The sequence below is a fragment of the Acetobacterium sp. genome (genome assembly GCF_041752335.1).
In the GTDB taxonomy this organism is placed as follows: domain Bacteria; phylum Bacillota; class Clostridia; order Eubacteriales; family Eubacteriaceae; genus Acetobacterium.
The window spans coordinates 1-12,295 of record NZ_JBGSHG010000027.1 but is presented as its reverse complement, the minus strand read 5'-3'; the positions used below and the strand labels follow the sequence as shown (position 1 = coordinate 12,295).

General features: G+C 44.9%; 13 protein-coding genes and 1 other RNA gene. All 14 read left to right on the top strand.

Annotation, left to right across the window (positions count from 1 at the left end; all coding sequences use genetic code 11):
* The coding region (gene hflX / locus ACEW8F_RS03695) for a GTPase HflX (protein WP_373482122.1) at nucleotides 1-931 on the top strand (931 nt) is incomplete at its 5' end.
* A 2-nt stretch (nucleotides 932-933) separates the two neighbouring features.
* The gene (locus ACEW8F_RS03690; RefSeq protein ID WP_373482121.1) at nucleotides 934-1,566 is read left to right on the top strand and encodes a YigZ family protein; all 633 of its coding nucleotides are present in this window, start codon (nucleotides 934-936) and stop codon (nucleotides 1,564-1,566) included.
* A 335-nt stretch (nucleotides 1,567-1,901) separates the two neighbouring features.
* The gene (locus ACEW8F_RS03685; protein WP_373482120.1) at nucleotides 1,902-2,390 is read left to right on the top strand and encodes a VanZ family protein; all 489 of its coding nucleotides are present in this window, start codon (nucleotides 1,902-1,904) and stop codon (nucleotides 2,388-2,390) included.
* A 17-nt stretch (nucleotides 2,391-2,407) separates the two neighbouring features.
* Nucleotides 2,408-3,769, top strand: coding sequence for a DNA repair protein RadA (gene radA / locus ACEW8F_RS03680; RefSeq protein WP_373482119.1), 1,362 nt, complete (start codon nucleotides 2,408-2,410; stop codon nucleotides 3,767-3,769).
* Between the two features lie 91 nt (nucleotides 3,770-3,860).
* A non-coding RNA gene (gene ssrS, locus ACEW8F_RS03675) (6S RNA) lies at nucleotides 3,861-4,041 on the top strand.
* An 84-nt stretch (nucleotides 4,042-4,125) separates the two neighbouring features.
* Complete coding sequence (gene ruvA, locus ACEW8F_RS03670) at nucleotides 4,126-4,728, top strand: Holliday junction branch migration protein RuvA (protein ID WP_373482118.1); 603 nt, start codon at nucleotides 4,126-4,128, stop codon at nucleotides 4,726-4,728.
* Between the two features lie 3 nt (nucleotides 4,729-4,731).
* A complete protein-coding gene (ruvB, locus tag ACEW8F_RS03665) occupies nucleotides 4,732-5,796 on the top strand; it encodes a Holliday junction branch migration DNA helicase RuvB (protein WP_373482117.1) in 1,065 nt (354 codons plus the stop codon).
* Nucleotides 5,789-6,814, top strand: coding sequence for a tRNA preQ1(34) S-adenosylmethionine ribosyltransferase-isomerase QueA (queA, locus tag ACEW8F_RS03660; protein WP_373482116.1), 1,026 nt, complete (start codon nucleotides 5,789-5,791; stop codon nucleotides 6,812-6,814). The genes ruvB and queA overlap by 8 nt, the downstream gene beginning before the upstream one ends.
* A gap of 22 nt (nucleotides 6,815-6,836) precedes the next feature.
* Nucleotides 6,837-7,958, top strand: a complete 1,122-nt coding sequence (gene tgt / locus ACEW8F_RS03655) for a tRNA guanosine(34) transglycosylase Tgt (protein WP_373482115.1) — start codon at nucleotides 6,837-6,839, stop codon at nucleotides 7,956-7,958.
* Nucleotides 7,959-7,975: 17 nt separating this feature from the next.
* Nucleotides 7,976-8,356, top strand: coding sequence for a preprotein translocase subunit YajC (yajC, locus tag ACEW8F_RS03650; protein ID WP_373482114.1), 381 nt, complete (start codon nucleotides 7,976-7,978; stop codon nucleotides 8,354-8,356).
* 80 nt (nucleotides 8,357-8,436) lie between these two features.
* Complete coding sequence (gene scfA, locus ACEW8F_RS03645; RefSeq protein WP_373482113.1) at nucleotides 8,437-8,583, top strand: six-cysteine ranthipeptide SCIFF; 147 nt, start codon at nucleotides 8,437-8,439, stop codon at nucleotides 8,581-8,583.
* Between the two features lie 63 nt (nucleotides 8,584-8,646).
* On the top strand, nucleotides 8,647-9,996 hold the full coding sequence (scfB, locus tag ACEW8F_RS03640; protein WP_373482112.1) for a thioether cross-link-forming SCIFF peptide maturase: 1,350 nt from the start codon (nucleotides 8,647-8,649) through the stop codon (nucleotides 9,994-9,996).
* 191 nt (nucleotides 9,997-10,187) lie between these two features.
* Nucleotides 10,188-11,966, top strand: coding sequence for a transcription termination factor Rho (rho, locus tag ACEW8F_RS03635; RefSeq protein ID WP_373482111.1), 1,779 nt, complete (start codon nucleotides 10,188-10,190; stop codon nucleotides 11,964-11,966).
* A gap of 83 nt (nucleotides 11,967-12,049) precedes the next feature.
* A complete protein-coding gene (rpmE, locus tag ACEW8F_RS03630; protein WP_296561657.1) occupies nucleotides 12,050-12,265 on the top strand; it encodes a 50S ribosomal protein L31 in 216 nt (71 codons plus the stop codon).
* Nucleotides 12,266-12,295: the final 30 nt, after the last annotated feature.

Below are 12,295 nucleotides of genomic sequence, written 5' to 3'. Positions count from 1 at the left end.
CAAAACCAAAGAAGGCAAGCTGCAGGTGGAATTGGCCCAGCAGAAATACCGGATGAGTCATTTGAAAGGGCTGGGGATTGTGATGTCCCGGACCGGTGGCGGCATCGGTACCCGGGGCCCCGGTGAAAAGAAACTGGAAACTGATCGGCGTCATATCCGCAAACAGTTAGAAGAACTGGAAGCCCGAATTGAACGGATCAATAAAAGCAATCAGCTCAATGCCGTGCAGCGGGAAAAAAACAAAGTTAAAACGGTTGGCTTAATTGGCTATACCAACTCCGGCAAAAGCACTCTGTTTAACAGGCTTACCCAAAGTGAGGTGGTGACCAAAGATGGTCTCTTTATCACCCTGGATTCGACCCTGCGAAAGGTAGATCCGGAACATGGGGATTATCTGGTCTCGGATACCGTCGGTTTTATCGATAAGCTGCCCCATGATTTAATTAAGGCCTTCAAGACCACCCTGATGGAAGTGGAAACAGCGGATCTGCTGCTCCATGTGGTGGATGTGTCCAACCATAATTACGAAGCTCAAATCACTGTGGTTAATCAGGTGCTAGCGGATATCGGAGCAGGCAACAAAAAAGTGATGATGATCTATAATAAAATCGACAAGCTGACCCCGGAAGACCGGGATGCCTTGGTCCTTAAAAATCAGCAGGCCATCGATGAGCTGACGCTGTATATTTCCGCTAAAGAAGGGCTGGGCGTTGATACTCTGTTTGAAACCGTTGATCGGGTACTGATCGGAGAAAAACGGCAAATCAAGCTGCTAATCCCCTATGATGATAATAAATCGCTGGCACTTCTGCATGAAATGAAGGTGGTTCAGGAAATTGATTACCAGGCCGAAGGTAATCTGGTGACCATTGAGATGACCGATGATTTTCCGATCCATCTTTTTGAGAAGTATCAGGTGACAGAGGTATAAGTGTGGTAGATTATAAAACGGTATTAATTCCGGATGAAACCGAGCTCGAAATCAAGAAGTCCCGCTTTATCAATCTCGTTTTTCATATTGAAACCGAGGCAGAAGCAGAAACGATTCTGGCCGAAATTCGCAAAAAGCATTATAAAGCCACCCATGTCTGCTGGGCCTATGTGCTCAATACCAATCCCCGACGTCAAAAAGCCAGCGATGACGGCGAACCTTCTGGAACCGCCGGCAAACCGATACTTGAGGTCATCGATCATCGGGAGCTCAAGGATGTGCTGGTGGTGGTGATTCGCTATTTTGGCGGTATCAAGCTGGGTACCGGCGGTCTGATCCGGGCCTATGGTGGCGGCGCCAGTGATGTTCTTAATCATTGTACGGTGATTAAGAAACAATTTTCCGATAAATTGCAGGTGGTGGTGAGTTACGCCAGCTATGGGGGCCTGAGTAATGGTTTATTGGAACGCGATGTGATTCCGGTGAATGAAGAATTTGGCGAAAATGTGACGCTTTCCTTTCAAATCCCGGTAGCCGAGACAAAAGAATTTTTAGCCTGGGTTGAGGATAAAACCAACGGAACCGCTCAAATTATTCAGGGTGAACAGGCTTTTGTGGATGTGGCGTTGGCTTAAAAACGCAACTGATGCTATATCGTTGTTGTTATAAAGGGGAAGGTTTAGCAACGGATTCATCGTTAGATAAATAACTAACGAGCGAAACCCTTTACAAAAGCTAAAAAGTTGGATATAATTACCATAGTATAAAATTAATGCTGAGTTTTAAATTAGCGTGGATACAATAATGTATTTTAATTTAAAACAGAGAATAAAAATATCGAAGCTTAGCTTTCGGTATTTTTTCTTTTTGGCGATAACTTCATCTGGGGAAAATTTCTGTGGCACTCTAAAGGTTTATTCGTTATAATAGCAAGGCTTGTACGAGCAATCAACCCCGGAAGGACCAATATATGAATAAAAACAAACGTGTCGTATTTCTCTTTAAGCTGCTGTTGCTGGCTTATTTGGGATTGCTATTTATAATGACCCTCTTACCAGATTCAAGTAACATTACCTATGAGACCACTGTAAACCTGGTGCCTTTTACCTCCATTGATAACTTCTTTTACGATATCATGGCCAATGGCTTTATTGACTGGGAATTTCTGGCGACCAAGCCAACAAATCCAACCGAAATTGTGTTATATACCTTTACCGATTCGTTTAAAAACCTGGCTGGCAACATCATCTTATTGATGCCGCTGGGTTTCTTATATCCTTTGTCCAGAAAAAACAAGGTCGGCTTTTTCCATGCATTTGTGGTGATATTAGGGACAACCTGTACCATCGAGCTGATCCAGTATTTATTTTTAACCAGCCGCCGGGCGGATATTGATGATATCATCTTAAATCTGATTGGCGGTATGATCGGCTATCTGATTTATAAATGGATCGAGTAGAAAATTAAGGGAGAAACATGGCGAAGAAAAAAAGTATTTTTGTCTGTCAGAACTGTGGTTATGAGTCGCCCAAATGGATGGGTAAATGTCCCGAATGCGATCAGTGGAATACCATGGTGGAGGAGCTGGATCTTTCTAAAATAGGGAGCAAGGAAAATAGCCGGGAACGGGGCATTTATTCCCGGCCCAAATCGTTGGCAGAGATTACCTATACTGGCGATACCCGGTATCCTACCTGCAACGAAGAGTTTGACCGGGTTCTGGGTGGCGGAATTGTCCCGGGAGGGATGATTCTGCTGGGCGGTGATCCGGGGATCGGGAAGTCGACGCTGCTGCTGCAAACCACTGAGGCACTGGGTGATCAGGGCTATAAAATTCTTTATATTTCCGGGGAAGAGTCGGAACAGCAATTAAAAATGCGGGCAGAGCGGATGCAGGTGAAATCTGAAAACATCTCGTTCTTGTCTGAAATCAACATACCTTACTTACTGACTATTATTCTGGAAGAGCGGCCGGACATCGTGATCATTGATTCCATCCAGACCATGTACAGTCCGGATATCACCTCAGCGCCAGGAAGTGTCAGCCAGATCCGGGAAAATACTGGAGCCCTGGTTCAGCTGGCCAAAAAAGATAATATTTCGATGGTGCTGGTGGGGCATGTCACCAAGGACGGTGCTATTGCCGGTCCCCGGGTATTAGAACATATGGTGGATACGGTGCTTTATTTTGAGGGTGAAAAATATCATGCCTATCGGGTCCTGCGGGGGGTCAAAAACCGTTTTGGCTCCACCAATGAAATCGGTATTTTTGAAATGACCGAAAATGGCCTGGAGTCGGTGGCCAATCCATCCGAAATGATGTTGGACAGCCGCCCTGAAAATACCTGTGGGTCGGTGGTGGTTCCCTGCATCGAGGGTACCCGGCCGCTGCTGATTGAGCTTCAGGGTCTGGTTACAGCTACCGGGTTTGGAAATCCCCGGCGGATGGCCACCGGCATGGATTATAACCGGATGGTGCTGCTGATGGCGATTATGGAAAAACGGCTGGGGATTCAGATGCAGTCAGTGGATGCTTATATCAATGTGGTCGGTGGCATCAAGGTGGATGAACCGGCTTTGGATCTGGGCGTGATTGCCGTGCTTTATTCCAGCCTCCGGGATTTCCAGATCCCCGGCGATTTGATGATTCTCGGGGAAGTGGGACTTACCGGGGAGGTGCGAAACATTCAGCACATTGAAAAACGACTCATCGAAGGAAAAAAACTGGGTTTCAAGCGCTGTATTATTCCCAAAGGTAACCAGAAAGGCTTGAAGATGGCCGGAATCGAGATTCTTCCGGTGGATAATATTCGCTCCGCCCTGGACATTTTGCTGTAAGGTTTGCGGTGGGTTGAAACAAGTGAATTTGAATGCTGGTTGCCGGCAAAAATTTATCCTTTGATTTCCGGGGAAAACCGTGTATAATTAGGTTATCCCAAAGTGTTCGTTTTTACTTTATTTTTGAACCTACATCAATACTCAGGGAGTCTGATTGTTCGCTGGCAGATGTTAGGCCTCGTTTTTCCAGTGGAAAACAGAAACTAGAGACAAGACACCCACCTAGCTTTCGCTAGGGCGTCAAAAATAGAGTACGACACGTTGGGATAGCACCTAAGGGTGCTTTTTTTGTGGTTGTATTATTTTTTTGTTTTGGTACAATAGGTAAAGCGTGTTTAAATTTTGAAGGAGGGCTTATGTACGAATATATGATCGGGAGCTTGGAAGAGCAAGCCATGGATTATGTGGTCATTGATTTGAACCGCATGGGATACAAGGTAAAGGTATCGACCAACACATTGAATGAGCTGCCTAATCTGCATTCGGAGGTAAAGCTGCATCTTCATCAGGTTATTAAAGAAGACGAGGTTTCGCTTTATGGTTTTGCCACCACTGATGAACGGGAGATTTTCAGGACCATGATCGGAATTTCTGGGATTGGGCCAAAAGCCGCCATGGGACTCTTATCTCAGTTCAGTCGCAACGAACTGATTGGGCATATTGTCAATGATGATCCTAAAAGCATTGCTAAAGCTCCAGGAATCGGGATTAAAACTGCCAGCCGAATTATTCTGGAGCTGAAAGATCGTTATAAGGATGTGTCGGTGGGAGACCTGAAGATAGTTGAGTTGCGGGGAAAAGATGACAATGCTGCCCAAGCGATCAACGGACTGGTGGGCTTGGGCTATAGTATCTCGGAAGCATCAGAAATGGTATCCCGGGCTTATGCGGCTGAGAGCAGCATTGAAGAGTTGATCACCGGGGCACTCCGCTCGGCCAATCCGTTGAAGGGACGGTAACACATGAAGGAACGAATCATCACCTCCGATTTTACCGAATTGGATGTTGAAATAGAAAAAAATTTAAGACCTCAGGGCCTGGATGAATATATTGGTCAGGAAAAGGTGAAAAAACAAATGGGCATCTTTATCAAAGCCGCCCAGAAACGAAGTGAAAGCCTGGATCATGTGCTCCTTTACGGTCCGCCGGGGTTGGGTAAAACAACGCTAGCCAACATTATTGCCCGGGAAATGGGGGTGGGGATAAAAACCACCTCTGGACCGGCGATTGAAAAGGCCGGGGATCTGGCCGCCATTTTGACCAGTTTAAAAGAAGGGGACATCCTCTTTATTGATGAAATCCACCGGTTGCAACGCTCGGTAGAAGAGGTTTTATATCCGGCCATGGAAGATTATGCTCTGGATATTATCATCGGAAAAGGGCCGGGCGCTCGCTCGATCCGATTGGAGTTGCCGCCCTTTACCCTGATTGGTGCCACCACCCGGGTGGGTTTATTGACCTCACCGCTGCGGGATCGCTTTGGAATGATCCAGCGGCTGGAGCTGTATAATCCGGAAGAATTGGCTACCATTATCAGGCGTTCATCTGGCATTATCGGCATCGAAATGGATGATGAAGGGGCGGTTGAACTGGCTATCCGATCCCGGGGCACGCCGCGAATTGCCAATCGGTTATTAAAACGGGTCCGGGACTATTGTGAAATCGAAGGCCGGGGCGTTATCGATCTCAAGACAACCAGAGAAGCCCTGGATCTCTTTGAAGTCGATGCGGTGGGTCTAGATGAGATTGACCGGATCATGCTCCGGACCATTGTCGAAAAATTTGATGGCGGTCCGGTGGGGATAGACACTTTAGCTGCCGCCATCGGCGAAGAGAAAAATACCATTGAAGAAGTTTATGAACCCTATCTCATTCAACTGGGGTTCCTTTCGAAAACACCCCGGGGCCGGGTGATCACCAGTCGTGGTTATGCTCATCTGGGATTAGCGGTATTAATGAATGAGGCATTCAATCCTCAACAATTAAAAATAAATTTTTATGACAATGAGGAAGATATTGATGAATAAAACTGACTTTTATTATGATCTCCCGGAGGAACTGATTGCCCAGAGTCCTTTGGAAAAAAGGGACAATTCGCGGTTGATGGTGATCAATCGAGAAAAAAATACCATTGGAGATCATAATTTTTTTGAGATAACCAACTATTTACGTCCCGGAGATTTGCTGGTGATGAACAACACCAAGGTTTTACCAGGACGGTTGTTTGGCACTCGGGAAGATACCGGAGGTAAGGTGGAAATCCTGCTGCTGCGACATCTGGCTCAAAAAGACTGGGAAATCATGGTCAAGCCGGGAAAACGAGCCCGGGTTGGCGCCCGGATTGTTTTTGGTCCGGAGCTTAAGGGCGAAATCACCGGAACTACCCAGGGTGGTCTGCGGATTATCAGTTTTGAATACTCCGGTGTTTTTGAGGAAATTATCGACGAGATCGGCTTGATGCCGGTACCGCCGTACATTCACGAAACCCTGAAAGACAATAACCGCTATCAGACCGTTTATGCCAAACGGGAAGGCTCATCAGCAGCCCCCACGGCTGGGCTCCATTTCACCCCGGATCTGCTTCAAAAAATTGAAGCGATGGGGGTGGACATTGCCGAGGTTACCCTCCATGTGGGGATCGGTACCTTTCGGCCGGTAAAATGTGATGTGATTGAAGAACATCATATGCATGAGGAGTATTATGAGGTGCCGGAAGAAACCGCCAAAGCCATTAAACGAACCAGGGAAAGAGGCGGTCGGGTCATTGCCGTGGGTACTACCTCGGTGCGAACCCTGGAAAGCAATGCCAAGCTGCATGACGGTATGGTAACCCCCTATACCGGTGTCACGGATATTTTTATTTACCCGGGCTATGAATGGGAGGTGGTGGATGCCTTGATCACGAATTTCCATCTGCCGGAATCGACTCTGCTGATGCTGGTATCAGCCTTCTACAATCGGGAAGCGATCATGACTGCCTACCAAACTGCCATTGACTGGAAATATCGCTTTTTTAGCTTTGGAGACGCCTTATTTATTGAATAGAAAGAAAAAACAGGAGAAAAGAATGAGCGAATTTCGTTATGAATTAATTAAGGAGTGCAAGGACACCGGGGCCAGATTGGGAAAGATCCATACTAAGCGTGGGGTTATTAATACCCCCATCTTTATGCCGGTAGGAACTCAGGCAACGGTGAAGTCCCTTTCGTCCGAAGATTTAGTGGAGATGGACGCCAATATTATTCTAGGCAACACCTATCATCTCTATTTGAGACCCGGCCAGGAGATTATCGACAAGGCCGGCGGTATTCACAAGTTTATGAACTGGAACCGACCGGTGCTCACCGATAGCGGCGGATTTCAGGTATTTTCTTTAAATGATTTAAGAAAGATCACGGAGGAGGGCGTTGAATTCATTTCACATCTGGACGGATCCCGACATTTTATGACCCCGGAAAAAGCCATTGATATGCAGAATTCCATCGGGGCGGATATTATTATGTGCTTTGATGAGTGCGCTCCGGCTGGTGCCGATTATGAGTACACTAAAAAATCCATGGAAATGACCTCCCGCTGGGCCAAGCGCTGTAAAGATGCCCATCAGCGGCCAGAAGATCAGGCTTTGTTTGGGATTGTCCAGGGCGGCATGTTTGCCGATCTGCGGGCCCAGAGCGTTCTGGAGCTCACCGACATCGGTTTCCCGGGATACTCCATTGGCGGGCTCAGTGTGGGGGAACCCAAAGATGTGATGTACCGGATGCTGGATGCCACCACCCCGCTGCTGCCCAAAGATAAGCCTCGATATTTAATGGGGGTCGGTTCGCTGGATGCGCTTTTTGAAGGCACGATTCGGGGCATTGATATGTTTGATTGTGTACTCCAGAGCCGGATCGCCAGAAACGGAACCGCTTTTACCAGTCATGGGAAAGTCGTGGTTCGCAATGCCACCTATAAGGAAGATTTTACGCCGGTTGATCCGGAATGTGATTGTTTCGTTTGTCGAAACTACACCCGGGCTTACATCCGGCATTTGATTAAAACCAATGAAATTTTAGGGGCCAGGTTATTGACATATCATAATTTATACTTTACACTTGTAACAATGAAGAAAATTCGACAGGCCATAATGGATGATAATTTATTAGCCTATAAAGAAGCTTTCTTTGAAAAATTCGGCATTGCTGAATAAGATGAAGGAGAATGTGAATGTTTGGAATTGATTTTACATTAATTCTCCCTTTGATTTTAGTACTTGTATTTTTCTATTTCTTTATTTTAAGACCACAGCAAAAACAGCAAAAAGAAGTTAAAGAAATGCGATCAAGTATGAAACCAGGGGATGAAATTGTTACAATTGGCGGGTTTTATGCAATCGTCTATGCGATTGGTGAAGAAAATGTAACCATCGAATTATTGCCAGATTACAATAAGGCGTTGATTACAAAATCGGCCATTGCGCGAATTGTCAATGTTGGGGATGCTGTTGCAGAAACAGTAGAAGACAATTTTGCAGAATTGGAAGAACTGGATAATGAAGAAGTTATCGTTGATGCAGAATTCGAAGAAATCGACGAAGAAAAAAAATAATAAAGAGCAGACTAGCGGTTAGCCAACATGCAATTGTCAGTTCATCGCCTGCTAGAAAAAAATTGAAGGGAGTGAACAACTTGAAGCACATTAAAATCATTAAAGAAGGTAAACTCACTGACGTAAAAAAAAGAGGGTGCGGGGAATGTCAAACTTCCTGTCAATCAGCCTGTAAAACATCCTGTACAGTAGGAAACCAAAAATGCAAACAAACGACTGAAAAATAATAAACAAGCCTGAAAGGGGCTGTCTCGTAAGAGATAGTTCCTTTTTTCATGATGGGAGAAAAAATGATACATAAATATAAAAAGAACGGCCTCAATATTGTTTTGGACGTGGATAGCAGCACGGTGCTAACCGTAGACGAATTGACCTATGATTTGCTTGATCGCTATGAAGACCAAACAAGAGACGAATTAATTGCAATTTATCAAGAAAAATATCCGCTGGCAGAACTAAATGAATGCCTGGATGAATTGGATCAGGTTAAGGAGGATGGGCTTCTATTTCGGGAAATGAACTACAAACGCGAAAACTACGCTAATGAAGATCTGATTAAGGCCCTTTGCCTTCATGTGGCCCATGACTGCAATCTGAAATGTTCCTACTGTTTTGCTGCCCAGGGCGATTTTGATGGAGAAAAACTTCTGATGCCCCTGGAAGTGGGGAAAAAAGCCATCGACTTTATTATTGAACAATCTAAAAACCGGGAAAATCTGGAAGTGGACTTTTTTGGCGGTGAACCGCTGATGAATCTGGACGTGGTTAAACAATTGGTGGTGTATGGCAATGAAATGGCCGCCAAACATCATAAGAAATTCAAATTTACGATGACCACCAATGGGGTTCTACTCAATGCGGAAACCCGGGAATATCTTAATGAAACCATGGACAATATTGTCCTTAGCTTGGATGGCCGCAAATCCGTTCACGATAATATGCGAAAAACATTGAATGATCAAGGATCATTCGATGTCATCATTAACAATATTAAAGCGATGACGGAATTGCGGGGGGATAAGGATCATTATGTCCGGGGAACTTATACCCACCATAATATTGATTTTGCCAAAGATGTTCAATTTTTGGCTGAAGAGGGTTTTAAAAGTATTTCGGTAGAACCGGTGGTGGCTGAAGCGGCTCACGATTATGCCATCAAAGAAGCCGACTTGCCAGGGATCATGGCGGAATATGATGCGTTAGCCCTGACTTATCTGAAACGCCATGAAGTCGGACTTCACTACAATTTTTTCCATTTCAATGTAGATCTGGATCATGGCCCCTGTGTTTATAAACGTCTGTCTGGATGTGGGGCCGGAAAAGACTATGTAGCAGTAACACCGGAAGGGGATATTTACCCCTGTCATCAGTTTGTAGGCAATGAGATCTTCAAGATGGGGGATGTGAATAATGGGATCACCAACAGTGAGATCAAAAAAATTTTTGATGCCGGAAACCTCCAGGAAAAAGAAGATTGTCAAACCTGCTGGGCCAAATATTTCTGCGGTGGCGGCTGCCATGCCAATGCCTATAACTTTAACGGCACCATTATGAAACCCCATTTCGTCAGCTGCGAAATTGAGCGGCGACGGGTCGAAAACGCCATTATGATTTCAATTATCGAAGGCGAACAGGAATAAATAGCGGGCGCCGTCGGGGTTTTTTGACAAGAATGGATATTTGTGGTAGATTAAGGTATCTGCATTAAACTAACCTTCAGATTATTCTGCGACTGGAAGCATAATATCAGCACAGCAAAATCAAAAAACAAAATCAAAACATTCATTCTGAGATCAACTACTACACCATCTAAAACCCATGGAGGCGCATATTGGAAAAGAAATCACTGGAAGATTTAACGGTTGTTGAATTACGTAAACAGGCGGAGCATCTGGGTATCGAAAAAACAAGCCGGCTTAAAAAAATTGAACTCATCGAGGCCATTGAAGAAAAATTGGAGACCTCGGCAGATCTATCCGCTCATCAAGATCATCGGCACGAACATCAGCACGAACATCAGCATGAAATAAAGGAAAAAGAATCATTGACAGACGATAAAGGAATGCCGGAAAAAATATCAGGCGAAAAAAATGCTCAGAAAAAACAGCCAGGTCAAGTCAATCAGCGGATCACTAATGGGTCAAATGGAAACAGTACTCGTTCGCCCTATTATAAACTTAAAGACCCCATGGAGAATACGTCGGTTGTAGAAGGAAACTTAGAAATCCTGCCGGAAGGTTTTGGCTTTGTCAAAAATAAAGAAATGAAATCCAATGAGGAATTCGTTTATATTTCCGGTTCGCAAATACAGAAATTCAAGCTGGAAACAGGGGATGTCTTAAGCGGTAAGGTGCGTCCACCCAAAACTGGCGAAAAATATTCAGCGATGCTGTTTCTGGAAAAGGTCAACGGCACCAAAACCGCGGACATTATTCAGAAGATCAACAGCATGCTTTATGTAGATGACAAAAAGGATTTGGATCGCTTTAAAAACTCTCAGGAAGGGATTCTGGATGTCAATTCTGATGGGTTTGGTTTTCTGAGAACCAATCATTATTTATCTGGAGATCACGATATTTATGTGGCAGCCAACCAGATCCGGCGCTTTAATCTCCGCACCGGGGATAAAATCTTGGGGAAAATTAAGATGTCCGGCGAGAATGAAAAATTTGACGCCCTACTTTATGTGGAAAAGGTCAACGGCGATATCCCCGAAAAAATTGCCAATCGGCCCCGGTTTGAACGGCTCACTCCGATTTTCCCGGAGGAACGGATCACCCTGGAAACAACCCAGGATGTTGTGTCAACCCGGATGATCGATCTGTTTTCACCGATGGGAAGAGGTCAGCGGGGACTGATTGTGGCGCCACCCAAAGCCGGTAAAACGATTTTGCTAAAGGAAATTGCCAACGGCATTACTACCAATTATCCGGAGATTGAACTGATTATCCTGTTAGTCGACGAACGACCGGAAGAAGTTACTGATATGAAACGATCCATCGATGCGGATATTGTCTATTCAACCTTTGATCAGCCCCCGGAAAATCACATCAAGGTCGCCGAAATCGTGTTGGAACGGGGCAAACGGCTGGTTGAGCAGGGAAAAGATGTAGTTATCCTGGTTGATAGTTTAACCCGTCTGACCCGGGGTAACAATCTGGTGGTTTCGCCATCTGGCCGAACTCTGTCTGGTGGTCTTGATCCGGAAGCGCTATTCTTTCCGAAAAAGTTTTTCGGTTCCGCCCGAAATGTGGAGGAAGGTGGTAGCTTGACCATTCTGGCAACGGCCCTGGTGGATACCGGCAGCCGCATGGACGACATTATCTTTGAAGAATTTAAGGGTACCGGTAATATGGAACTGCATCTGGAACGGGAACTAGCTGAACGACGGATCTACCCGGCCATCAACCTGAACCGTTCAGGCACCCGTCGGGAAGAAAAATTGCTAACTGTCGAAGAGTTAAAAGTAAGTTTTGACATCCGTAAACGCTACAAGGGCACCACGGTTTATGACCTCACCGATAAAATTATTTCAATTCTGGAACGCACCAAAGATAACGATGCGTTTATGAAAAAATTTATTGATAAATATAACGCACAAAATATTTGATCTTTTAAGGAAAGTTTGATATAATATCACGGTTGATAAAATAACAATTAGCAATTAAATAAATAAGAAACGAGGTGGATTCGATGAAAGAAGGCATTCATCCAAATTACGGCAAATCAATAGTTAAATGCGCATGCGGAAATTCATTTGAAACTGGTTCTATCAAACCAGAATTAAGAGTGGAAATTTGTTCAGTATGTCACCCATTTTTCACAGGGAAACAAAAACTTATTGATGCTGGTGGACGTGTTGATCGATTTAATAAAAAATACGGCATTAAAAACGAGTCAGCAGAATAAAAAAGAAGTCGGTTCTTGTAACCGGCTTTT

Bases quoted from the DNA above. Each gene is read 5' to 3' on its own strand.
- radA (WP_373482119.1), top strand. From the start codon at position 2,408: ATGGCGAAGAAAAAAAGTATTTTTGTCTGTCAGAACTGTGGTTATGAG.
- scfB (WP_373482112.1), top strand. From the start codon at position 8,647: ATGATACATAAATATAAAAAGAACGGCCTCAATATTGTTTTGGACGTG.
- tgt (WP_373482115.1), top strand. From the start codon at position 6,837: ATGAGCGAATTTCGTTATGAATTAATTAAGGAGTGCAAGGACACCGGG.
- ruvA (WP_373482118.1), top strand. From the start codon at position 4,126: ATGTACGAATATATGATCGGGAGCTTGGAAGAGCAAGCCATGGATTAT.
- rpmE (WP_296561657.1), top strand. From the start codon at position 12,050: ATGAAAGAAGGCATTCATCCAAATTACGGCAAATCAATAGTTAAATGC.
- yajC (WP_373482114.1), top strand. From the start codon at position 7,976: ATGTTTGGAATTGATTTTACATTAATTCTCCCTTTGATTTTAGTACTT.
- ruvB (WP_373482117.1), top strand. From the start codon at position 4,732: ATGAAGGAACGAATCATCACCTCCGATTTTACCGAATTGGATGTTGAA.
- ACEW8F_RS03685 (WP_373482120.1), top strand. From the start codon at position 1,902: ATGAATAAAAACAAACGTGTCGTATTTCTCTTTAAGCTGCTGTTGCTG.
- queA (WP_373482116.1), top strand. From the start codon at position 5,789: ATGAATAAAACTGACTTTTATTATGATCTCCCGGAGGAACTGATTGCC.